This window comes from Candidatus Rickettsia barbarica (assembly GCF_041477405.1).
GTDB lineage: Bacteria > Pseudomonadota > Alphaproteobacteria > Rickettsiales > Rickettsiaceae > Rickettsia > Rickettsia rickettsii.
Genome location: NZ_JBEWYL010000001.1, coordinates 58,346 through 83,466 on the forward strand (window position 1 = coordinate 58,346; position 25,121 = coordinate 83,466).

Below are 25,121 nucleotides of genomic sequence, written 5' to 3' on the forward strand. Positions count from 1 at the left end.
GTCATCCCACGAGCTTGTAGCGGAATCCAGTCCTTTTTAATTTTTTTTGGATCCCATAATAAATCACGGGATGACAGAGTGAAATATTAGTCCGTATTTAACTCATTATATAGGTAATTAACCCAATTATCCGGAGGACCTTGGTGTTGTTCAAGTATTTTTTTATAAATATCCATTTCCTCCTGTCTGCTTGATAAAATACGGACAACTCCTATTAAAGCGGCAATACTTAATTCAGAAGCTATCGATTCATTATCCTTACTAATTAAGAACATTCTTGCAGAAAGTATTAGCTGTGATAATTTTCGTATTTCCGGCTTGCTTAAACCTAAAATTTTATCTAAATCTTCTATTTTAACGTCAGATGGTAGAATAATTTTAGTATTAATTAAATCAAGCCAAGGTTTTATAGTATATTTTGGATATGACTTAAGATAAATAAAATTGAAATTACTGACGAAAATACCGTTATTTTGAGACAAATTATTATAGATTAAATTTATATTATCATAATAAATCTCAGGTCTGTAAAGTTTATCAAAATTATCGGCAGCAAATATTTTAGGTTTTGTGCCAACTAGACTTAAATGATAAGTAAAAGCATAAATTACTGCTGCACTAATACTTTGGTGTTTCTTTAAATTATTATTAAATTGTTCTAAAAATTTTCTCTCCGTCGGGTAAAATTGTTTAGAAAACGGCTCATCAGAAAGTTTATATAAATTAAACCCTATAACTTTCTCTTCTTCAATGTTAAGAGACGATCCGTCAAATAATCCGGAATATAATTGTTCTTCGGTAAAAACTTTAAGTTTATCAAGTATTTGTATTCCTCCTTCCTCCTTAAAATCTTCTAATTTTAAAATATCGGAAAAAATACGTTTTTCTTTTTCAATTGATAAAATTTTATTTTTTAATTTCTCTAGAAAGGATATCTCTATTTCGCTAAGAGGTGAAATATAATGACCACTGATTAATTTTAAAAATTCTAAAATGAATGCTTGTGATTTTTCTGTATCATCTACTAAAAATGGATTGATAATTTGTTTGTCCGGTTCTAACCATTTGCCTTCTATTGCCTCGATAAAAATTTTAGAATCATTATTATTAGAGATATAAATTATTGTTGGATCGTATTTAGTCGATTCTGATATTAAAAAGTTCAATAATACGGTTTTGCCGGTTTTTCCCGTACCAAAGATGCAAGTATTACCTTTATTCGTTTTATCATGAAAATTCATGAAATATGGAGTACCTTTCTCGGTTCGCAGTAAAGTTATAGCCTTACCCCAAGGATTATATTGATTACCGAATGTAGTATTATGAAGAGCGGTAAAAGAAGCAATATGCTCTACGGATAATGGCGACATTCTACGTATAAAGGCAAAGTTAGCAGGTAATTGCGACCAAAATATTTGCTCAATATTAATATCTTCTTTTACATGAATAATACCAAGTTTAAAAAGTTCGGTTGATGCTTTAGCTACGGCTGCATCTAGTTTATTTTCATCTTCTTCTATAACGGCAATTGAAATTTGCTGATTACAAAATTGAAAATCTAAATTAGCTGCATCAAGCTTATTAATCCCTTTGTGATTAAGTAAAGTTGAGTCGTTAGTAATTTTTAGAATATAATCTTGACCACGCAATTTGGATATTACTTGTTTTTTGCTAACAAAGTAAAATATTTCAGTTATTATTAATTCAATCGGTAACTGTAAAAATTTATCCAGTATATTAGAAGGAGTTTCATGATATTCTTTTATAGATAGTAAAGAAACGAATTTATTATTTTTCTCATGATCCGTAACTACCATTTTATCGCTGCTAATTGTATAAATACTTCTACCTATTGCATCGGATAAATCTATTATAGGTACCAAACAATCATTATTATTAAGGTTAGCTATGCGATTATATAAAAATAAAGGATTAGAAAAAACATTATCATTTTCAAATATTATACCGAGTTTTTCAGCACTGAATTCGTTTAAATCATTTAAAATATTATTAGTGATATTGTCTAATTTTTGAAAAGCTGAATCTAAGTAGTTATTTTCAAAATCAGTAATTAATTTATGAGATAAAGAATTTATTAAAGAGTTAAAATTTGTGATGTTAACTTTAGCAGAATCATGTACTATAGATATATATAAAGTATTAACGAATTTATCATTCCAATGGTTTTTTCTTTGCCATAAGGTATGAATATTTGCCGGTAATAATTTTTTGTAAGGAGTTGAATCGTCTAAGTTTTGTTTTTCTCGTATTGTATGTAGCCAAAAAGCAAAATCATAATCGGTTATATTCTTTGTTATAGCAACTCTAACCATTTCACGTAAATTTTGTATGTTATCGCTTATTTTCTCTGAGGTAATGCCGTGTATTTTGATAATTTGTAGTAATTTACCGTCTTTGGTAAGTAAAGTATTTTCATTATAATGACATGCTATAGGTATAAAATTAGGAGCATTATAATTATATATATCTTTATCAAATTTTCGTAAACCACTAAACACAAATAACCTGAATTTAAATTATCGTTTTGTATACTCGTTCAACTTGAAAAATTAGCTACGTCGTCTTTGTAAGTCCTTGGATGCTCACGTATTAAGTATACGCTCCGCCCCTCGGCTTACAGACTCCTTGCTCTTTTCCAAGTTGAACTTCGTATAATAACTCTTCATTTCACAGGAGTATATACTAATGAACTTTGCCTGCATGGATGCTAGAGGCGTCATTGCGAGCAGCCGTAGGTCTCTACTCGATGTCATTCCCGCGAAAGCGGGAATGACATAAGAGCCATGCAACAAAGCCAATTTAACAACAACTAGAAACTTTATATTTAATAAACAATTATTCACTATAGGCAATGATTTGTTGTAATCCTCCCATGTAATTTATCAAGACATCCGGTATAGTTATTGATCCATCTTCATTCTGATAATTTTCAAGTATTGCAACCATAGTTCTTCCGATAGGTAATCCTGAAGCATTTAAAGTATGAACTAAGGTAGTTTCGTTACTGCCGAATTCTTTATATCGTGCTTTCATTCTACGTGCTTGAAAATCTCCACAATTAGAACAGCTAGCAATTTCGCGATATTGCTTTTGTCCCGGAAGCCATACTTCTATATCATAGGTTTTTTTTGCCGCAAATCCCATATCTCCGGTGCAAAGTAACATAACACGATAAGGAAGATTCAGTTTTTGTAAAATAGTCTCTGATGCATTAGTTATATATTCATGCTCATTTGTTGATTCTTTAGGGGTAGTAATAGATACTAGCTCCACTTTACCGAACTGATGTAATCTAATCATACCTCTTGTATCTCTACCGCTACTACCTGCTTCTGATCTAAAGCACGGGGTGTAAGCAACATAACGTATCGGTAATTTTTCTCTTGGTATAATAGTATCGGCGACCATATTTACTAAAGATACTTCTGCGGTTGGAATTAGTCTGTAACCATTGGTTGTTGCAAAAGACTCTTTGGCAAATTTAGGTAGTTGTCCTGCATTATACATAGCATTATCTCGAACTAATACCGGAGGTGATATCTCAAAGAAATCCCACTCTTTAGTATGAACATCAATCATAAAATTAATTAAAGCACGTTCTAGCTTTGCTAAATCACCTTTTAACGTTACAAATCTAGTTCCAGAAATTTTAGCAGTTTGTTCAAAATCCATTAAATTTAATTTTATACCTAGTTCAAAATGCTGTTTATTCAAAGCATTTGGATTTATCTCTCCGTAAGTACGAACTAATTTATTCATACTTTCATCCATTCCGTAAGGTACTTCTTCGTCCGGAATATTAGGAAACATGTTTAATAGTTCATTTAATTCGTTATTATTATTATTGAGATCCTGTTCAAGTGCTTCCAACTTCTCATTTATATGTTTGACATCTCTTTGTAACCCTTCAAATTCTTCGCCGCTTTTAGAGGCCATATTACCTAAAATCTTTGATTTTACCTTACGTGCATGCTGAAATTCTTGAATTAAACTCGTAATTTTTCTTTTCTCTCCGTCGAGCATAGCAATTTTACTAGACATAGGTTCAATAAATCTTTGGCTAAGCTTGTCATCGAACAATTCTTTATTTTCTCTAATCCATTTGATATTTAACATTTAGTGTCCTCAGTTTTTCTATAAAATTACATATCATTATTGAAGTTTCATATAATAAAAGTAGCGGTATTGCAAGAGCAAACTGGCTTAAAATGTCAGGAGGCGTTAATATTCCTGCAATAATAAAGTTAATTACCACGGCAATGCATCTTTTTTGTTTAAGTGTTTGTACCTTAACTATTTTTAGTATATTTAATATCATTATCACAACTGGCAGTTGAAAGGCGACTCCAAAAGCAATAATTAAATGAATAACTAAATTTAGATACTCGCTAATTCTTGCTTCCAAAACTATCGGTACGATCATATCACGTTTTTCAAAACTAAGAAAAAAATTCCAAGCTTTCGGCATTACAAAGTAAAAAACAAAAATACTACCGCACCAAAATAAAATAGGCGACATAAAAAGAATAAAAGCGATAATTTTTTTTTCATGGCGGTGTAACCCGGGACTGATAAATAAATAACACTCCAAAGCAATTATAGGTATAATAATAGTAAAAGCAGTAAAAGTTGCAAGTTTAATATAGGTAAAAAATGCTTCTGTAAGTCCTGTATAAATTATATTTCGTACCGTATCACCGCTTAGCTTAGCAAGCGGTTTTAATAAAACACTATAAATATTGTCGCTAAAATAATAGCAAATAGCAAATATAATTATAAAAGTGGTAAATATTCTAAGAAGCCTTATTTTTAATTCTAATAAATGTTCTTGAAAACTATATAGTTTCATAAAAATTCTAACTCTTCATTTCGCAGAAATATATATATCAATATTATAAACTTTTTTTAATAATTGTCATATCTTTTTAGAAATATTCACAAAGCCCAGTTTCTTTCTATATATTTTATAAAATATCGGGATAAATAACATGCTAAACAGAGTATTACCTAAAAAGAATACAGGCCAAGTAAGATATTTTGCACAAATACCGCCAAGGCTAGCTAGAATAATACGGCTAAGCGAGCTAAAAGATGCAATAATAGAATACTGTGTGGCAACAAATTCACTATTGCAAAGGCTAGCAAAATAGATAGAGATAATAGTTCCTGCAAAGCCTGCACAAAAATTTTGTACTGTAACAGTTATTATAAATGTCTTTATATCATAGCCGATAGTAGCAAGAATCATAAACATAAGAGGTGACAATAATTGAATAACTCCACCAATTAAGACACTATGAAATATACCCATTTTTGCAGCTAAAATGCCGCTTAAAGCTCCTCCGACGATCATGATTAGTAACCCGTAAGCTTTGTAAATAACGGCAATTTCATGAGTAGTAAAACTTAAATTGAGCAATAAAGGCGAACTCATAGCCATAGGTATAGAATCCGCAGCCTTATATAAAAAGATAAACAATATAATTAGCAGTAAATATTGCTGTTCATTTTTTAAGGAGATAATACTTTTTTTAATAACTTCAAAATATTGTTGTAATCCTATTAAATGAGTAGTTGTATGGTGTATTTCTTTTGATGGTGGTTCTTTGATACATAAAATTACTATAGGTCCAATTAGAGTAATGAATAGAGCTGATTTATATACTGTATTCCAGCCGAAAATAATTGATGAATATAAAGTACCGACACTGCCAAGTAACATACCTAAACGAAACCCTATGCTACTAAAGGTAAAAGCCATTGAAAGCTCTTCTTTAGATGTAGGTCTCTCAATTCTATATGCATCAAGTACAATATCTTGTGTAGAACTGCAGGATGAAATAATAAATAAGATAATTGCAGTAATATATAAGTTATTACAAGGGCTTATGTTTAAGAACCCCGTCATTGCTAGGATTAAAAATATTTGTGATACCAATGCCCAGCCACGCCTGTGACCGAATTTAGAACATAAAAAAGGTATAGAGTATTTATCTATAAAAGGTGACCATATGACCTTTAAGCAATACGGAAAGGCAGCTAGTGATATCGAACCTATTATATCAGTGGTGTATTTTGCTTCGGATAATTGATATGGAACTGTAAAAAAAATTAAATTGAACGTCAGACCGGAAATTAAGCCTAAAAGTAAAATACCGATTAAATATGTATGGTTATTTGTGTCATTCTTGCATGAATTGATCTTCAACGTCATTGTGAGGAAAAACTGTAAGTTGCGACGAAGCAATCCAGTAAAAAATTCTGATTTACAGAATATTCTATTATTATTTCTGGATTGCCACCACGCTCCTTGCAGTTGTGGCTTTGTTGCATGGCTTGCTTCCACTTCTGTCATCCCGCAAGTTTGTAGCAGGACCCAAATACTAATATTGTTAGTATTTTTAGTTGTTTTCTGGATACCGTGGTCAAGCCATGGTATGACACCGAACACGTTTTTTGAGCCATGCAACAACGCTTTCAGTCGCTTGCAATGACGATTAGGTACACACGCAATAATGCCTCGCAGGAATGACATAAAGGAATGATTAAAAATTTTGTACATGAAATCTAATAGCTTTAAATAGTTACTTAATATTTCATTTTTAGGGAGTAAGGAGCGACTTTGGAAAATATTTTACCGACTACCGGTATTTTAGTTACAATAGTGCTGATTAAGAAAAAGGAAGGAATAACATTTCCTTTAACCATAATTAATTGCTGCTTGGTATCAATATTACCTGTCATAGTAAAATCAAAGAACGGTCCATGTGCTTCCGTATCAAAAATTGTAATTATATTTCCTCTATAATTAAATTTACCGCTCATATCTTCAAATAAAATATGTTTATTATTAGTTATTGAACTCAGAAAACCCGGCAACGACACAAAGGAAACAAGCCGTGTTAAAAAAGGAGTATCGACTACCGTAAAATGTTTTATAGAAAATTTGCCGTCTAATATTGGCACTATTTCACCTTTTTTTACTTCATATCTTTTTGTATTTAAGTTGATGTTAATTTGACCGTTTTGCATAGTGGTATACATTCCAAGTCCCTTAAGCAATGCTCCGGCATTATCGGATTTAATAAACCATTGTTCAAAAGTTTCCTTAGCAGTAAGCAACATCTTAACTTTTTTATTATCAATATTAGCATTTAGAAAGCCGGAGAAACACCGCACTTTATCACATTTAATTGCTAAATCAAGATTACCTAGAATTATATTATTCTTTAAAAGTATTTTTGATATATTAGTTTTTAAATTAATATTACGTGTAGAATCGCCCGCTTTTTCTAAAAACTGCATCATATGGGCATTTGATAAGTCTAATCTGTTTCCATAAAGTGTCGTATTAAGATTATGGTTATCTATGATTATGTTTCCTTTTAAATCCGTATGATTATGTTTAACAGAGGCTAGATTAATATTATAAATATTTTTCTTAATTAAGGCATTACCGTTAATTTTTAGATTATCCTGCCCTGAAAGGTTAAATACAATATTTCTATCGAAATTTTTATCATTTAATTTAGTATATAAATATAAATTGGCTTTTTTATATAATTTTTTATGAATAGATACTTTATCTATATAAAATTCTAAATTATTAAGATTAGAATTAACGGTAATAAAACTCTCATTAGTATGCTGTTTTTTATACTCAAAATTTAAAACGGTGCTGCCTGAAATTAATTTAAATACTCCAAATCTTTGATTATTTGCCGTAATATTGCTTTTTATTTTAAGTAAACACTCATTATTTTTATCCGATATATCATGATCATAAGTAAAGCTACTTGCATAATGATTAATGTTACCTTTACCGCTAATATTTAGTTTATTATCTTTAAAACTACCTTTGGCTTCACCGTTTTGTAATAGGATATTATTGTCTAAGGTGTTAAAAGAGATATTTGTTAATGTCGACAAAACATTATAGCTATTAGGGATATTGGGGCTAATAGGAATTATTAGCTCTATTATTGAATTTGCCGTTCCTTTGATTTTTTTAAGATCAATATTTTGAGCTTTAATATTTTGATATGCATCATTTGGAACAAAGGCAATTAAGTCATTAATTTCACCTTTAGCAGTAGCATTAAAAACAAATTGTGATTTATCCAGTCCTTCCCATTTGAAAGTCATAATACCGTCTGAAACGACACTTTTACCGCTATATGCTTCATTAATTAGAAATTTTATTTCCGGTCCTGAAATGATTATATTAGTATCAACTTTAGTCAAAGGTGGTAAATCTGTATGATATTTATATTCAAAATTCGAGATATGTAAATTTGCTTTTAAATTATCTTCTACTAAAATATTTTTTTTTAAAAATTTTTTATCTAATTTAATATTTAATTCTCCGTTTTGGATATAACCTTGTTTTATATGTTCTCGTAAATATGAGATTATAGGATTATCCGGAATGATTTTTTCGACTGTTTGATAAATTATTAAAGGCATATTTGCGGCAGCTGCACTTGCATCGATATTTTTATCGGTTATTATACCGCTTAGTGATAAAAAAGCTTTGTTCCCAAAGGTGAGTTTGCAATTAACAGTCTTTGGATTATATTTAGAATAGGTGGTTTTATATGAGCATAAAGCATTTCCTAGAGGTAAGTCTGCTCCTTGCTCATCAGTTAGGATATCACTTTTTATTGAAGTTAGTCGTATATCGGTTAGGGAATTTTTTTTAATTATATTTAACGAATAATCACCGGTCGTTGAAGTATTTATAATCTCTTCATCGTTATTTGAAATTACGGAAATGTTATCGATATTAAAATTAGCCTCTATTAACGAATTAGAGAAGAAATTTTTGAAATTAAAGAAAAGATTAAAATCGTTAATTTCTCCTCTAGCATTATCTATAAAACTTAAGGAAATTTTATCTATGGATAATCGATTTTCTTTAAATTCTAAATTATGTAGTACAGCCTTTATATCATTTTTACTTAAATAAAATTCAATTATTTTTTTCAAAGGTTCATTTAAGTGTCCTTTATTTGCACTATAAACAGTTAGAGTTATAGCCAAAGATAATGAAATCAGAATTATAAAAATACTAATAAAGGTTTTTTTAATAAAATTCATTTGAGCTTGTAAATCTATTGCAATATGATAAAAGCTTTATATACTCGGATAGAACTGCAAAAATTGGCTACGTCATCCTACAAGTACTCCGGTACTCACGTATTAAGTATACGCTCTGTTCCTCGTCTTGTGGACTCCTTGCACTTTTTGAAATTGAGCTTCGTCTATACTACTCTTCATTTATTTGAGGTATACACTTGGAATATAACGTATAATTTAAAAATTTAATATAAAAATCACAAAAAATTATGAATATTACATTTATCGGTAGCGGATATGTGGGATTAGTCTCAGGTATTATTATGGGCTATTTAGGTCATAATGTTACTTGTCTTGATAATGATGAGGTTAAAATATCCAAATTAAATAAGCAGATATTACCGATTTATGAAGCTAAACTTGATGAGTATCTTAAGCAAGCTTTAGAATCTGATAGGTTAAAATTTACAAATATTTATAATAATGAACTTCAAAATGCTGATGCAATATTTATTACGGTCGGTACACCTTCAAAAGGGTTGGGAGAAGCGGATTTAAAATATGTTTATGATGCTATTGATAAAGTTTTCGAGCATATAAATAAAGATTGTTTAATAGTCATAAAATCTACCGTTCCGCCGGGTAGTTGCAGTAATATTATAGCTTATTTAAAATCAAGAGGCTTTTCATTTAATGTTGCTTCTAATCCTGAGTTTTTAAGAGAGGGTAGTGCGGTAGAAGATTTTTTATATCCTGATCGTATAGTTATCGGTGTAAATAATAAAGAATCAGAGGAAATATTGCGAAAAATTTATGCACCTTTACAAGGTGTAAAGTTTGTGGTTACCGATTTAGTGACGAGCGAACTTATTAAATATGCTTCAAATAGTTTCTTAGCTACCAAAATTGCTTTTATGAATGAGATGGCTGATTTATGTGAAAAAATCGGCGGTAATATTAAAGATTTATCTAAAGGTGTAGGACTTGACCAAAGAATCGGTCAAAATTTTTTAAATGCAGGACCTGGTTTTGGCGGTTCGTGCTTTCCAAAAGATATTCTAGCATTAAATAATCTTGTAGAAAATCATCATATAGATTGTAGGATTCTTAAGGCAGTAATTAAAAGTAATAAGCAGCGTCCAAGTAATATGGTAGATAAAATAGCTACTTTGTTAGACGGAGATTTAAAAGGTAAAAATATAGCAATTTTAGGCTTAACATATAAAGCAGGAACAGATGATGTAAGAGCAAGCCCTGCCATCGCAATTGTAAAGATCTTATTAAATAAAGATGTATATGTTAAAGCATTTGATCCTATCGGTCTTGAAAATGCTAAAAAGAATTTGGAACATAAAAATTTGCTATATTTAGATTCAGCAGTTGACGCCTGTAAATCAGTAGATATTATAGTTATTGCAACTGAATGGTCAGAATTTAAAGAACTTAATTGGCAAGAAATTTATGATTTAGTAAAATCACCGATCATCATTGATTTTAGAAATATACTAGATAATGAAGCAATGAAAAAAATCGGTTTTAGATATTATGCAGTCGGAAGTAAAATGTAGTCTTGTCGTTAAGGCTTCCGATGTTATTCCCGCGTAGGCGGGAATCCAGTACTTTAAAACTTTTTAAAAGCTCGATTTATCGCGCTTTACCCTGGATTCCCGCCTACGCGGGAATAACATAAAAAGTCTACGGGAATGACATAAGGAGTCATACAGTAAGACAATAAACTTTAACATTAATTTAAAATGCGACCTGAATTTATTCATTTAAGAACTCAAAGCTCTTATTCTTTTCTAGAAAGTGCATTAACGATTGAGAAGGTAGTAGAACTTGCGTCATCGAATAAAATGTCTGCTATTTGTTTGGCAGATAAGGGAAATTTATTCGGCTCATTAGAGTTTGCATTATGTGCAGTAAAAAAGGGACTGCAGCCGATACACGGAGTTATTCTAAATATAAAATACGATATAGATATTTTTGCTCAAATTTTGCTTATAGCTAAAGATGAAACTGGTTATAAAAATTTACTCAAACTATCAAGCCTTACTTTTACTAAAAATGATCGTAAGATATGCGATCACATTGATTTTGAAGATTTAATCGAATATCAAGAAGGATTAATAGGATTATGCTGTTATACCGACGGTATTGTCGGAAAATGCTTGCTAGCTCGCAACGAGGAGAAAGCGATGCTGTTTGCACGTAAATTACAGGAAATTTTAGGAGACCGTTTTTACTTTGAGATTATGAGACATGAGCTACCGGAAGAACAGTTTATTGAGGATAGTTATATTAGAATTGCTGCCGAGCTTGCTATTCCGCTTGTTGCTACTAATAAAGTTTTGTTTAGTGAGAAAAGCATGCATGATGCACATGATGTATTGTTATGTATATCAGCCGGTGTTACTAAAGAATATCTGGATCGAAAAACAGTTAGCGAAAATTGTTATTTTAGATCACCGCATGAGATGATAGAGCTTTTTTCCGATTTACCTAGTGCCATCCAAAATACCGTGAATTTAAGAGAGCGTTGTTATTTTGCCGCACATGCAAACCCGCCGATGCTGCCTAATTTTGCCACCAAGGATATTAGTGAAACGGATTTAATTAAAAAAGATGCAAAAGAAGGGTTGCTTGCAAGGCTTGCTACAAAGTTTAAATCTGAAAATATTGCGTTAGAGCATCAAGAAGAATTGAAAACCGAATATTTTGCTCGTCTTAATTATGAGCTGGATATTATCTGTAATATGAATTTTGCCGGTTATTTTTTGATTGTATCTGATTTTATTAAATGGAGTAAAAAAGAGGGTATTTTAGTCGGACCGGGTAGAGGATCGGGAGCAGGTTCGGTTGTTGCTTGGAGCTTGCTTATTACTGATCTCGATCCGATTAAATTTGGCTTATTATTTGAAAGATTTTTAAATCCTGAACGTATTTCAATGCCTGATTTTGATATTGATTTTTGTCAGGAAAGGCGTGAGGAAGTAATTAATTACGTACGTTCCAAATACGGTAATAATAGAGTAGGACAGATTATAACTTTCGGTAAGATGCAGGCAAAGGCTGTAATTAAGGATGTCGCTCGTGTGCTTAGCTTACCTTATAAATTCGCTGATTATCTAACGGAGCTTGTCCCTTTTAGTGCAGTTAATCCAGTTAGCTTAGAACAGGCAATGCGTGAAGTTCCGGAGCTTGCAAATGCCGCTAAAGGTAATGGGCTGTATAATTTAGATGGTGAAGCGGAGTTGATTAAGTTAGTGATTGATACTTCGTTAATTCTTGAGGGGCTGCATAGGCATTCCTCAACTCATGCTGCAGGAATCGTAATAGCAGGTACTGATTTAGTCGATATAGTACCGGTATATAAAGATGCTAACTCCGATATGCTGGTAGTCGGTTATTCTATGAAATATTCCGAGATTGCCGGTTTAATTAAATTTGATTTTTTAGGGCTACAAACCCTAACGGTTATTACCGATTGTAAGAAACTGCTTAAAGAGCAAGGGATAGAAGTAGATTTTAACAATATGACGTTTGATGATAATAAGACTTATCAAATGTTGTGTAAAGGTAAAGGAATCGGCGTTTTCCAATTTGAAAGTATCGGGATGAAAGATGCACTTAGACGCCTTAAACCTGATTCTATACATGATTTGATAGCTCTTGGTGCGTTATACCGTCCTGGTCCTATGGAAAATATTCCTACCTATATAGCTTGTAAGCATAAATTACAACAGCCTGATTATTTACATGAGCTATTGCAACCAATCTTAGAAGAAACTTACGGAGTGGTGATATATCAGGAGCAGGTACAAAGAATTGCTCAGGTTCTTGCAGGTTATACGCTAGGAGCTGCCGATTTACTTCGGAGAGCAATGGGTAAGAAGATAAAAAAAGAAATGGAGGAGCAGGAAGAAATTTTTGTTAAAGGAGCAATTGCTAATAATATTTCGGAATCTCAAGCTAAATCCATTTTTGCGACCGTGGCTAAATTTGCCGGATACGGTTTTAATAAGGCACATGCTGCGTCTTACGGTGTTATTTCATACCAAACTGCATATCTTAAAGCTAATTATCCTGCTGCATTTTTAGTAGCATGCTTAAATCTTGAATTGAATAATCACGATAAAATTAATTTATTTTTACAAGAAGCAAAAGATAACGGCATAAAAATTATTGCACCTAATATTAATATTTCTGAAGGGTATTTTAGTGTAAAGTTTTCGGACACTGTCATCCCGCATAGCGTAAAGCCTGTCATCCCGCGACTTGATCGTGGTATCCAGGAAATTTCAAAAGATACCGTGGTCAAGCCACGGTGTGACATCGCGGGTGCAATAATCTTCGCCTTAGGTGCTATTAAGGGAGTTACGCCGAATTTCGGTAAATTAGTAACGGATGAGCGAAAAGCAAGAGGGGCGTTTAAATCAATTACTGATTTTATTGAAAGATTACCCCCAAAATCTATTAACAGTAAATTATTGGAAAATTTAATCAAGTCAGGCTGTTTTGATGAGCTGCATGATAATCGATTGCAATTATTGTCAAGCATTCCAAAATTGCTTTCTTATTCAACTGCATATCACGAAGAGCAGGAATCTAATCAATTTAGCTTAATTAAAGTTTCTAGTTTAAGTCCAACTATTTTAGTATCAAGCGATTATGCCGATAAAAATACTTTAGCCTTTTATGAATTTGAGGCTATGGGTTTATTTATCTCTAATCATCCTCTTACGGAATATCAAGAAATATTTAGTCGTTTAAATATTTTAAATATTGCGGATTTGCATAATAACTTACCTGATGGTACTAACCGAGTAAATCTTGCCGGTGTAATACAAAAAAAGGATTCTCGTATGTCGGCAAGAGGTAGGTTTGTGACGCTCGTGCTTTCCGATCCTGAGAATATCTTTGAACTTAGTATTTTTAGTGAGGAAGTTTTAAAAGATTATGTACATTTACTGGATGTTAAAAGTTTGGTAGTTGTTAATTGTGACATAGTTAAAGATGAGGGAGGAATAAAACTAACGGCAAAAAGCTTTTCATCAATTGAGGATGCAATTAATAATAAACAATTTGAACTACAGTTTTATCCACAAAATCATGAAGAATTACGGCAGATAGTAACCTTGCTTGCAGCTCGTATAAATAATGAAGATCAGAGTAATGCTAAAGCTACAATCTATTTACAAAGCGCAGATGTAAAAAATTTTGTAGCAAAAATTATATTATCTGAAAAATTCTTGCTCCAAGGGCAAGATTTTGAGATTTTAAAAGGATATAGTAAATAGCGTAGTTGTTGAGTGGTTCGGTTTTCCACTGTCATTCCCGCAAGGTATTGTTGTGTGGATATCGGGTCGTCATTGTGAGCAGCCATAGGCTGCGCGGCAATCTCATGAAATAATAACAAACTTGAGATTGCGGACGTACAATTACTTCGTAATTTTCCTCGCAATGACGAAAAAACCGAACCATGAAACAAAGCCAATGCCTCGCAGCATCGAAACCTTGAGTCAACTTTTTATAGGCAATACCTGAATTGACAGTAAAATGAATCTATAATTGATATAATTGAGTAATATTCTTTGATGTTTTTTTACCGCTAAATACTGCATTATTATTTTTATTATCGCTAAGTTCCATATATTTTGTTAGTCGATGTTTGTCTGCTATTAACTTTGCTTCTTTTTCTAAATTGATATTTTGCTCAAGATTTGGGTCTTTAATTAATTCTTTAAAATAATTACTTATGGATTTTAATCCCAATTTTCTCGTTAATTTACTTAAATACTTATAAAATTTATTTTTGATAGTTTGTTTTTTAGGTTCTGAATTTTTATTGAATGTATTATTGGTTTTAACTTCTTATTTTTTATCTTCTAATACTCCTGTATTAATTGATCTTTTGGTGTTTGGTTTAGTTTTGAATTATCTGCTCTTACCCCAGCACCGGCATTATATATATACGATAATTTTTTCCGTTTTCTTTAGAATATTTTATAATATTTGTATGTAATCCTGTATTTAGTAGGAGCATTAGAATATGATAAATATGCTTCTCCAGTTTTTTGTAGTTTATCATATATTTCATTTGTAGTTTTTTCTAAAGATTTTTTTAACTGTTCTGCTGGTGGTAATTCAGTTGAGCTAGTTAATTTACGTAAAAAGGATTGTGCTTATAAATCTCATCTAAGCCATCCATAAAATGGTCTAATTTTTTACCTGTATTTTCGTCAGGATTTAAAGCTTTATACGCTTAGCCGTTATAAAATGAACTGAGCCTAAATTATAATCTTTTGTGGATTTATCATAGGTACGGGTATCGTCAAGCATTTCGCAGTACTGAGTTGCTTTTGCTTCATACTCATATTTCCGTATGTTATTTAAGGCTTGAGTGATATTTTCATAATGTTCTTTCAGTTTATTTTGGTTATTCTTGTTTAGAGCAGTATTTGTAAGTTGATTATCATAATTTTCTAAGTTACCGAACTTGCTATTATTATTTACATTCTCAACCATATTTTTAACTAATTAGTTAAGCAGGGATCAAAATAATCATGTATTACGAATAAATGTCAATAATTACTCACCTCAATATATCTACTTTATCTAATTGTTCCCATGTAAATTTGCGTCTTCTTGGCCGCAATGACCGTAAGAAGCCGTTTTGTGATAACATGGAGTGCGAAGCTTAAGATGTTTAATAATTCTTCCTGGACGTATATCAAAATGCTGTGTTATGAGCTTAGTAATTTGTTCGTTGCTTAATGTGCTAGTACCGCAAGTTTCAGCATAAACAGATACGGGAGCAGCTACGCCTATTGCGTAGGATATTTATATTTCACAGCGATCGGCAAGTCCTGCTCCTACTATATTCTTAGCAATATAGCGTGCCATGTAAGCAGCTGATCTATCTATTTTTGTTGGATCTTTTCCAGAAAAGCAACCGCCGCCGTGTCTTGCCATTCCTCCATAGCTGTCCACGATAATTTCCCTACAGGTTAAACCGCAATCTGCAACGAGACCGCCTATAACAAACCGACCTGTCAGATTAATTAGGTATTTAGTGTCTTTATGAAGTAAATTGCTTGGTAATGCTTGTTTAATAATTTCTGCCATTACTGCTTCAATAAGGTCTTTTTGTTGTATTTCCGGATGATGCTGAGTTGATAAAACTACTGTATCAATGGCAATTGGTTTGTTATTTTCATATCGTAACGTGACTTGAGATTTTGCATCGGGTCTAAGCCAAAACAAGATATTTTGTTTACGTAAATATACTTGCCTTTTCATTAATAAATGAGCGTAGTAAATCGGTGCGGGCATGAAACTATCCGTTTCATTACAGGCATAACCGAAAACCATACCTTGGTCTCCTGCACCTATTTCATCGTCATTTGCATTGTCAACACCCATAGCTATATCGGGTGATTGTTAATGATAGCTGAAATTATGACACAACAGCTACCGTCAAATCCATAATTTGGATTATTATAGTCGATTTCTTGTATCTTGCTACGTACTATTTGCTCAATATCCACATAGGTACTAGGCCGCTCACTAGAACTAGACCGGTTGTTACAAATGTTTCACAGGCAACACGACCGTTAGGGTCTTGTTTTAGAATCTCATCAAGTACCGTATCTGAAATTTGATCGACAATTTTGTCCGGATGCCCTTCAGAAACTGACTCAGACGTAAATATAAAATTTTTCATACATTACGCTCCTTTTAAAATTCTTCAAATGTTATATTAATATATGATTTTTTATATGCTTATTTTATCAAATATGTATGCTGTATTATATGTTGAAGTTATTTTTCTGGATTCCCGCTTTTGTGGGAATGACAGCAAGTCATGCAATAACGCCGCCTTTAGCTAGGAATGATACACCTTCAATGAATTTCCATCCAGTTATTACCTGCTCTAATTTCGGTTATAATCGGTACAGCCATATTAGTAGAATTTTCCATGATTTTTTTAATAATAGGTGTTATAATTTCTACTTCATCAATCGGTGCTTCAAATAGTAATTCATCATGAATTTGCAGTACTAATCTTGTTTTAAGTTTACGTTTTTCTATTTCTTGATCTAGATTGATCATAGCAATTTTAATTATATCGGCATTAGTTCCTTGAATCGGAGCATTAATAGCCGCACGTTCTGCGAATTGTTTAAGCTTTTTATCATGAATTAGAGGTACAAAACATTTTCTGCCAAAGCAATTTGTGACATAGCCGTTGCTACTTGCAAAAGCTTTTGTTTGCTCCATATATTCTTGCACTCCTTTATATTCAGCAAAATATTTCTTGATATATTCGGATGCTTCGCCGTTAGTAACGTTTAATTGCTTAGCAAGCCCAAAAGCACTTATACCGTAAATGATACCAAAATTTATAGCTTTTGCTTTACGCCTATGTTCGCTAGTTAGTTCGTGTTTTTGTAAGTTAAAGATCTGACAAGCAGTTTGAGTATGGATATCGTCTTTATTGATAAATGCTTGTTTTAGTGCATCTATATTTGCGATATGGCTTAATATTCTAAGCTCAATTTGAGAATAATCGGCAGATATTAATTTATAACCTTCTTCAGCAATAAAAGCTTTTCTGATTTGATTCCCCTCACTAGAGCGAATAGGTACATTTTGTAGATTAGGTTCCTGTGAGCTAAGTCTTCCTGTAGTGGTAGAAGTTTGTAAAAATGTCGTATGTACTCTATGTGTTATATTGTCTATCTGTTTCGGCAAACTATCGGTGTAGGTATTCTTTAATTTTGTTAGTTGCCTCCATCTTAATAACAAATTTGCAATATTATATCCATGCTCACTAAGTTTTTCTAGTATTTCCGCTCCCGTTGAGTAAGAGCTTGCTTTAGCTGAAGCTTTACCGAAAGGTAATTGCATTTTTTCGAACAAGATTTCGCCTAATTGTTTTGGCGAACCAATATTAAATTTAGTTCCGCTAAGAGCAAAAATTTCTTCTTCAAGTTTTAGAATTTCTGTTCCAAATTCAGCGGATAATTGTGTTAGGTAATTAGCATCTACTGTAATACCCACTTTCTCCATTTTATCTAAAATAAAACAAATAGGTAAATCAATGTTGCTATAAAGTCTAAAGGTTTTGTTGTCTTTAAGTTCCCATATAGTTTGCTTATAAAGTGCGATAAAGTTTATTACTATTTTTGCTGATTCGATAATTATATTTTCTATCCAAGGTTCTTTCAAAACTTCTTTAAATAAATTTTTCTGTGATAAACCAGCAGATAATGCATACTGCATTAATTCTAAATCTTCTATAGCCGTAATGTCATGAGATTGGTTTGCATAAAATTTAAGTAGAGGTTTAAGAGAGTAAGTAATTTTTTTTATGGATTTATCGGTTAGTAAATTGAAGATTATATCCGAAAACCAGTTGTTATTACTTTTAGTATTATAAGAAAATAGATCATGAGAAGTGTTTGAAATTTTAATAATATAGCTTTGGTTTTGCAGTGATAAAATAAAAGCAAGATTAGCTCCTTTATGTTGTAATAAATATATCCCGAATATTCCTATTTTCGTGGCTTCTTTAGCAAAGTCTGCTAACTCATTAGCATTATTAAGTTCTTTTATTTCCGTTACTTTATTATCTGCTATCTCTTTGTGGTCGTTAATTTTAATATCCAATAAATTTTCTACTCTTTTATATAAAGATCTAAAACCGTATTCCTGTAAAAATCCTGTTAATTTATCGCTATTTGGAGGTGACCATTCTAAATTATTTAGCTGAAAATCTAAATCAACATTAGAATTAAGCCCTATTAACTGCCATGAAATTAACGCCGCTTCTCTTGAATTTTGTAAAGTTTCACGTTGTTTTACGCTTGAGACTTGGTCTAAAGAGTTAAATATATTTTTTACAGAACCAAATTGTGTTATAAGACTACTTGCAGTTTTTGGTCCAATAGATGGTACACCCGGAATATTATCCGATCTATCGCCGATTAAAGCCATTACTTCACGTAATTTATCAGAAGTAGTGCCAAATTTTTTAACCACATCATCCTCCGTAATATATTTCCCTTTTAACGGATCATATATCTTGATGTTTTCAGTCATTAGCTGTAATAAATCTTTATCGGAAGAGATAATGACTACATGTGCGCCAAGTGCAGCAGTTTTAGTAGCAAAGGTTGCGATAATGTCATCGGCTTCATAACCGTTCTTCTCTAGAATAGGAAAATTTAAGTTACTTGCAACATCACGAACTAAAGGTAATTGTATAATTAAATCTTCAGGGGGTGGAGGGCGGTTAGCTTTATAGTCGGGATAAATCTGATGGCGAAAATTTTTCCCGCCGCTGTCAAATACTACAGCGACATGTTTAGGCTTAAAGTCGCTCAGTAATTTTAGCAGCATTGAAGTAAAACCGTAAAGAGCACCGACAGGCTCGCCTTTTGGTGAAGTTAAAGGCTGTTGTGCATAATAGGCTCTAAAAACAAATCCGTATCCGTCTATGAGCAATAAGGTATTTTTTTGAGTCATTTTATGATTTTATTTTTAATTAGATCGTCATTGCGAGGAAATTACGTAAGTAATTGACGAAGCAATCTCAGGAGTTTATTATTACTGCATGAGATTTACCGTGCAGCCTACGGCTACTCGCAATGACGACTCAATATTCGTGCGGGCAATGACGTAGCAAAACCTCACAACCCCACTAGATTTCTAGCAAAATCATGTTGGTTGAATATTTTTAAGTCCTCTATCGTCTCGCCTATACCGATAAAGTATAAGGGTAAATTAAATTTTTGTACTACTCCGACAATTACGCCCGCTTTAGCACTGCCGTCTAGTTTAGTCACGATAAGCCCCGTCAAATTAGTAGCATCATTAAAATGTTCTACTTGGTTATAGGTATTTTGTCCGGTAATAGCATCAATGACTAAAACGCTATGAGTGGGGGCATTCTCGTCTAGTTTTTTTATAACTTTTACAATCTTAGACAGTTCATCCATCAAATTTTTCTTATTATGAAGCCTACCTGCTGTATCGATAAAAAGTATATCGATATTTTGTTTTATCGATTCTTCCATCCCGCGATAAGCAACACTTGCGGGGTCAGCCGATTCTTCACCGGTAATAAGTAGTGCATTTGCTCTATCTGTCCAAGTACTTAGCTGATTTACGGCAGCTGCTCTAAAAGTATCGCAGGCTGCAACTGCTACTTTTTTCCCTTGTGCCGAGTACATTACAGCAAGCTTACCTATAGTCGTGGTTTTACCTGCTCCGTTAACACCGCAAACTAAAATTACGTTTAATTTATTTTCGCTTAAAGTAAAAGGAATTGCTGATTTTGATAGCTGCTGCTCTATTAATTTAGCAAGGGCTTCTTTTACTGTATCACTATCTATTTCTTTGTCAAATTTTACCTTTTTAAACTCTTCAATAATATTAGTTACTACCAAAACACTCATATCACTTGAGATAAGTAGCTCTTCTAGCTCTTCTAGAGTTCCTGCATCTAATTTTTTCTTGTAAAATATTTTGTTGATACCTTCCGATATTTTATTAGAAGTTTTAGATAAACTTTGTTTTAATTTACTAAATATCGAAATCATATTAGATAGTTTTTTGTTTTATGGGTGTTGGTGTTACGTCTGCGTGAGTATCAAATTGTCATTGCGAGGAAATTACGTAAGTAATTGACGAAGCAATCTCAGGAGTTTGTTGTTATTTCATGAGATTGCCACGCAGCCTATGGCTTGCAATGACGATTAGGTATCTACACAGATAAGCCATCTTGCAATGATGATTAAGGTACTTAGCTCTTTTTCTTATTTTTGCTTTTGTTTTTATTTCCGTCAGTGGTTTTATTGAATCTACCTAAATTTTTAACAAATTTTTGTAGTCCGTTAAGTTCCGTTCCATATGTCCTAGTATATTCATGGACTATTTCTATATCTTGTCTATGAGAATCATCTATTACTACTACTTCCTGCATGAAATTATTAGCATCAAACGTAATTTTTACTATCTTCTGCTTTTCAATTTTTGGATTGAGCCAAGCTCTTTGAGACATAACTCTTTCAACATAATACCAGGTATTTTGGGAATATTCCGGTACTATAGTAGGCGTACCTATTAACTCTACGACTTCTGTTTTATTTAGTTTTTTAGACTCTAATTTTACAAGTGCCGAATCATCTATAGATTGCCCTCTATTTTCAATAGTTTTGCAGCCGCTTAAGGAAAAAAAGGCTAATATACTAAAAATGTATGTTATAAAAATTTTCATAAGTTTAATTTTATCTAGATTTTATTACAAGATTATAATATACTGCTTCACTAATTTGACAAATACTTTTTAATTTATATTTAGAGAGGCTAATAATGGCAGTTCCAAAGAAAAAAACATCAAAATCAAGACGTAATATGAGACGTTCGCACTTAGCACTTGGCAAAGTTAACGTAATAGTTGATTCGCAAACCGGTGAATATAAGCTTCCGCATCACGTTTCTTTAGTCGACGGTACTTATAATAATCGTCTAGTAGTAACAAAGAAAATTAAAACTGAAGAAGAAGTAGCCTAAAAGATTTATGACCTGTAAAATTATTGGTTGTGGCGGGTATCTTCCTTCAAAAATAGTTAGTAATGACGAGCTTGCAAAATTCGTAGATACTAATGATGAATGGATTAGAACAAGAACAGGTATTACGCAGCGTCATATAGCAGGTGATACAGAATATACTTCCCATCTTGCTTTAAAATCAGCTGAAAAAGCTATAGCAGATGCAGGGATATCGGTAAATGATATTGATTTAATTATTACATGTACTACTACTCCCGATAATAGCTTCCCTTCGGTTGCCTCTAAGCTTCAAGGTTATCTTGGTTTAACTAATATACCGTCTTTTGATTTACAAGCAGTATGTGCCGGCTTTGTTTATGGTTTACAAGTAGCAAATTCTCTTATCTCATCAGATAAATATAAAACTATTTTGCTTATAGGAGCCGAGAAAATGACGTCGTTATTAGATTGGAATGATAGGACTACTTGCGTTTTATTCGGTGATGGGGCCGGTAGCGTAATATTACAGCGTAGTAGTGATGATTCCGGTTTAATAGATAGTAATGTCTTCTCAAGCGGGGCTGATTATGATGAAATATTATACACAAACGGTGGTGTAAGTATGAACGGTATTAGTGGCAAAATAGTTATGCAGGGGCAAAAATTATTTCGTCATGCAATAGAAAAAATGCAACAATCTATAAAAGATTTACTGCATGCTAATCAATTCAGTGTAAGCGATATTGATTATTTTATACCTCATCAAGCAAATATCCGTATTATAAATAAACTCGCTGAACTATTAAATATAGAAGAGCATAAAGTAGTGAAAACCGTAGACAAACATGCTAACTGCTCTGCTGCTTCTATTCCGCTTGCTTTGAGTACTCTCAAAGCATCAGGCAAAATAAAAAAAGGTGATATTCTACTATTTTCAGCTATCGGTGCAGGTCTTACTTGGGGCAGTGCATTCATGAGATGGTGAATATACTCGTTGTATTACATCTTCGGAAACTCTACTACTAGAGGTAATTTGTACGTTGATCCTGTACTCGAATCCTCACGTACCTCTATGTACGCTGCGGTTCTGTGTGCCGTGTCTCCTTCAAATTCCTCTCTATAAGCGAGTTTCTGAAGATGTCTATTTGAAAAATTGGCAACACTACTTATTTGCTTATAATTCTCACATATTATATATACGCTGCGGTTATAAGCTTCAAAATCGATTCTTCTTTTCCCCATTAAACTGCATCTATCTATTTATCCAAAGTATATACTTGTATTAAATGATATTTTTACCACATTTATACATGAGTAATTGCATTTTATAATATTTTAGCCTTTAAACTAATAAAATAATGATATATACTAACTCACATAGCTTTTGGTTAGTTTTATGACTAGCTAAAATGAATTCAATATTAATAAATTATAATCTCAAGGAGTTTAATTATGAAAACAAAAATTACATTAGCTTTTCTTGCATTATGTGTGCTTGCAGGGTGTAATGCAACAAAAAGAGCACCGCAATTTGACGGTAATATGAACCAAAGTGAAGAAACTTCATTAATGAAAGATTTCGAGAAGCATGCAGGAAATGCAGTATGGTTTGCTTTTGATAGCTCTGCTTTATCACCAAAGGCTAAAGAAGAACTAGAGAGACAAGCTTGCTGGTTATCAAAGCATCCTGAAGTAAAAGTTACTGTTGAAGGACATTGCGATGAAAGAGGTACCAAAGAATATAACTTAGGTTTAGGTGAAAGAAGAGCAGCAGCAGCGAAAAAATTCTTAGTTCATAAAGGAATCGATCATAACAGATTAAATACAATCTCTTATGGTAAAGATAGACCTGCTATGATGGGTAATACTGAAGAAGCTTTTGCCTATAATCGTAGAGCTGTAACAGTTGTACACCACTAAAATTATTTACTAATTATAGTATCCTAAAAGGTCGAGTTTACTACTCGGCCTTTTTTTATTTATAACTTGATGTTATTATTACGAAAGCGTTGATGCGTGGATACCAAACCGTCATTGCAGGCCATAGGCTGCGTGGCAATCTCATGAAATAACAACAAACGCCTGAGATTGCTTCGTCAATTACTTTGTAATTCCTCACAATGACGAAAACACTGAACCATATTGCCCTGTTTTTTAGGCGATACCTCAAAAATATAAAAATTTTACTAGACTTAACTGCATAATAATTATATAAATTTCAAATGAAAAGGGGTTGTAGCTCAGTTGGTTAGAGCACGCCGCTCATAACGGTGTAGTCGTAGGTTCAAGTCCTACCAGCCCCACCACACAAATTCTTATTTAAATTCGCAGTAGCACTGAATTTATAATGATTAATCTAAAAACACTTTCTTGGTACCTTACTAAATTATATTCTAAGTGTTTCTTTATTATATTATTTCTTTTAATCGGGCTATTAAGTATCTCAAATGTTTTTGATCTTTTACAAAAATTCAAAAATATTTATGTTCCTTTTAGTTTTTTTTGGAGACTTATCTTATATAAGATTCCTTATTTACTAGGTCAAGTATCTTCATTAATTAGTTTTACCGCTATGTTATTTTTTCTTAGAAATCTAACAAAAAATAATGAATTAACGGCTATGTTATCTAGCGGTATTCATATTTGGCAAGTGCTTGTTATTCCATGTATTGTAACTTTAATGTTAGGTATAGTTTTTACGACTATATTGAATCCTATCGGTACTATAGGCTTACAAAAATATGAGTTATTAGAAGCAAAACTAACTAAAAAAGCCTTGAGTGAGGGTATAATATCTAAATCAGGCTTATTATTTTTTGAATCTTTAAATGATGAAACTCAAATTATCCAAACACAATTTATTAATGTTGCCGAGAAAAAATTAAATAATATTACAATTTTATTTGTTGATCATAATAATTCTTTTTTAAAGAGAATTGATGCATTATACGGTATTATTGAAAATAAAATGTTACATTTAAATAGAGTTAAGGTTTTCACAAAAGAGGAAACTAAGGCTTACAATAATTTAACTATGCAGACAAATTTATCAATTAATAGTTTAGTAAATAAATTTATTCGTCCTGAAATGGTTTCTATTTGGGCTTTACCTAAATTAATTAATGAATTATTAAATTCAGGTTTACCGGCTATTAATTATCAAATTTATTATTACAAGCAATTATTTAAGCCTATAATGATGATGGCAACCGTAATTTTAGCAAGTTGTTTTATTAGTCTTAAACAGCGTGATAATTCCCAAGAAAAAATACTGCTATTAGGTTTATTTTCAGGTTTTATAGCATATTCGTTATCAGAAATATTATTAAAAATACTTACTTATAATAATTTGTCTTTAATTGCTGCTATTTTATTACCTAGTATGCTAATATTTTTTATTAGTAACTTTATTATGTTACATTATAAAGAAATTTAATATAGACGAAGTTTAATTTGAAAAA

Annotated in this window: 18 protein-coding genes, 1 tRNA gene and 2 pseudogenes; 7 read left to right on the top strand and 14 right to left on the bottom strand. The window is 32.0% G+C overall.

The window, feature by feature from the left end:
- Window positions 1–86: 86 nt before the first annotated feature.
- The 6 genes from ABVF33_RS00305 to ABVF33_RS00330 all read right to left on the bottom strand — a co-directional run bounded on the left by ABVF33_RS00305 (window position 87) and on the right by ABVF33_RS00330 (window position 9,120).
- Window positions 87–2,519: a VirB4 family type IV secretion/conjugal transfer ATPase gene (locus tag ABVF33_RS00305; RefSeq protein WP_499705818.1), complete on the bottom strand. Its 2,433-nt coding sequence runs from the start codon at window positions 2,517–2,519 to the stop codon at window positions 87–89.
- 84 nt (window positions 2,520–2,603) lie between these two features.
- Complete coding sequence (locus ABVF33_RS00310; protein ID WP_083762129.1) at window positions 2,604–2,819, bottom strand: palindromic element RPE5 domain-containing protein; 216 nt, start codon at window positions 2,817–2,819, stop codon at window positions 2,604–2,606.
- Window positions 2,820–2,856: 37 nt separating this feature from the next.
- Window positions 2,857–4,137 carry a serine--tRNA ligase gene (gene serS, locus ABVF33_RS00315; protein ID WP_499705819.1) on the bottom strand — a complete coding sequence of 427 codons (1,281 nt, stop codon included), beginning with the start codon at window positions 4,135–4,137 and terminating at the stop codon, window positions 2,857–2,859.
- Window positions 4,115–4,870: a twin-arginine translocase subunit TatC gene (gene tatC / locus ABVF33_RS00320; RefSeq protein WP_499705820.1), complete on the bottom strand. Its 756-nt coding sequence runs from the start codon at window positions 4,868–4,870 to the stop codon at window positions 4,115–4,117. The genes serS and tatC overlap by 23 nt, the downstream gene beginning before the upstream one ends.
- Before the next feature lie 66 nt (window positions 4,871–4,936).
- The gene (locus tag ABVF33_RS00325; RefSeq protein WP_499706117.1) at window positions 4,937–6,472 is read right to left on the bottom strand and encodes an MFS transporter; all 1,536 of its coding nucleotides are present in this window, start codon (window positions 6,470–6,472) and stop codon (window positions 4,937–4,939) included.
- A gap of 137 nt (window positions 6,473–6,609) precedes the next feature.
- Entirely contained in the window at window positions 6,610–9,120 is a 2,511-nt protein-coding gene (locus ABVF33_RS00330; protein WP_499705821.1) for a transporter AmpG 3, read from the bottom strand.
- 248 nt (window positions 9,121–9,368) lie between these two features.
- Between ABVF33_RS00330 and ABVF33_RS00335 the strand changes: the two genes are divergently transcribed.
- Entirely contained in the window at window positions 9,369–10,667 is a 1,299-nt protein-coding gene (locus ABVF33_RS00335; protein WP_499705822.1) for a UDP-glucose dehydrogenase family protein, read from the top strand.
- A gap of 186 nt (window positions 10,668–10,853) precedes the next feature.
- Entirely contained in the window at window positions 10,854–14,399 is a 3,546-nt protein-coding gene (gene dnaE / locus ABVF33_RS00340) for a DNA polymerase III subunit alpha (protein ID WP_499705823.1), read from the top strand.
- Between the two features lie 265 nt (window positions 14,400–14,664).
- On the opposite strand, the gene ABVF33_RS00345 is transcribed toward dnaE, so the two are convergent.
- From ABVF33_RS00345 to ABVF33_RS00375, 7 genes and pseudogenes are all read right to left on the bottom strand, one after another.
- A complete protein-coding gene (locus tag ABVF33_RS00345) occupies window positions 14,665–14,874 on the bottom strand; it encodes a hypothetical protein (RefSeq protein ID WP_014365022.1) in 210 nt (69 codons plus the stop codon).
- Between the two features lie 172 nt (window positions 14,875–15,046).
- Window positions 15,047–15,310, bottom strand: a pseudogene (locus ABVF33_RS00350) (hypothetical protein).
- A gap of 38 nt (window positions 15,311–15,348) precedes the next feature.
- Window positions 15,349–15,627: a hypothetical protein gene (locus ABVF33_RS00355; RefSeq protein ID WP_499705824.1), complete on the bottom strand. Its 279-nt coding sequence runs from the start codon at window positions 15,625–15,627 to the stop codon at window positions 15,349–15,351.
- Window positions 15,628–15,694: 67 nt separating this feature from the next.
- A pseudogene (gene metK, locus ABVF33_RS00360) lies at window positions 15,695–16,825 on the bottom strand (methionine adenosyltransferase).
- Window positions 16,826–17,004: 179 nt separating this feature from the next.
- On the bottom strand, window positions 17,005–19,632 hold the full coding sequence (gene polA, locus ABVF33_RS00365) for a DNA polymerase I (RefSeq protein ID WP_499705825.1): 2,628 nt from the start codon (window positions 19,630–19,632) through the stop codon (window positions 17,005–17,007).
- A gap of 164 nt (window positions 19,633–19,796) precedes the next feature.
- Entirely contained in the window at window positions 19,797–20,708 is a 912-nt protein-coding gene (gene ftsY, locus ABVF33_RS00370; protein WP_499705826.1) for a signal recognition particle-docking protein FtsY, read from the bottom strand.
- A 203-nt stretch (window positions 20,709–20,911) separates the two neighbouring features.
- A complete protein-coding gene (locus ABVF33_RS00375) occupies window positions 20,912–21,385 on the bottom strand; it encodes an outer membrane protein assembly factor BamE (protein WP_499705827.1) in 474 nt (157 codons plus the stop codon).
- A gap of 95 nt (window positions 21,386–21,480) precedes the next feature.
- On the opposite strand from ABVF33_RS00375, the gene rpmF reads away from it, so the two are divergent.
- Both rpmF and ABVF33_RS00385 read left to right on the top strand, forming a co-directional pair.
- Window positions 21,481–21,681, top strand: a complete 201-nt coding sequence (gene rpmF / locus ABVF33_RS00380; protein WP_004997395.1) for a 50S ribosomal protein L32 — start codon at window positions 21,481–21,483, stop codon at window positions 21,679–21,681.
- A gap of 7 nt (window positions 21,682–21,688) precedes the next feature.
- The gene (locus ABVF33_RS00385) at window positions 21,689–22,645 is read left to right on the top strand and encodes a beta-ketoacyl-ACP synthase III (protein ID WP_499705828.1); all 957 of its coding nucleotides are present in this window, start codon (window positions 21,689–21,691) and stop codon (window positions 22,643–22,645) included.
- A 14-nt stretch (window positions 22,646–22,659) separates the two neighbouring features.
- On the opposite strand, the gene ABVF33_RS00390 is transcribed toward ABVF33_RS00385, so the two are convergent.
- Window positions 22,660–22,902, bottom strand: a complete 243-nt coding sequence (locus tag ABVF33_RS00390) for a palindromic element RPE1 domain-containing protein (protein ID WP_499705829.1) — start codon at window positions 22,900–22,902, stop codon at window positions 22,660–22,662.
- A gap of 210 nt (window positions 22,903–23,112) precedes the next feature.
- Here ABVF33_RS00390 and pal point away from each other — a divergent pair, with 210 nt between their 5' ends.
- The 3 genes from pal to ABVF33_RS00405 all read left to right on the top strand — a co-directional run bounded on the left by pal (window position 23,113) and on the right by ABVF33_RS00405 (window position 25,096).
- Window positions 23,113–23,580, top strand: coding sequence for a peptidoglycan-associated lipoprotein Pal (gene pal / locus ABVF33_RS00395; protein WP_499705830.1), 468 nt, complete (start codon window positions 23,113–23,115; stop codon window positions 23,578–23,580).
- A gap of 309 nt (window positions 23,581–23,889) precedes the next feature.
- Window positions 23,890–23,966, top strand: a tRNA-Ile gene (locus ABVF33_RS00400).
- 41 nt (window positions 23,967–24,007) lie between these two features.
- Complete coding sequence (locus tag ABVF33_RS00405; protein WP_499705831.1) at window positions 24,008–25,096, top strand: LptF/LptG family permease; 1,089 nt, start codon at window positions 24,008–24,010, stop codon at window positions 25,094–25,096.
- The last annotated feature ends 25 nt before the right edge of the window (window positions 25,097–25,121 follow it).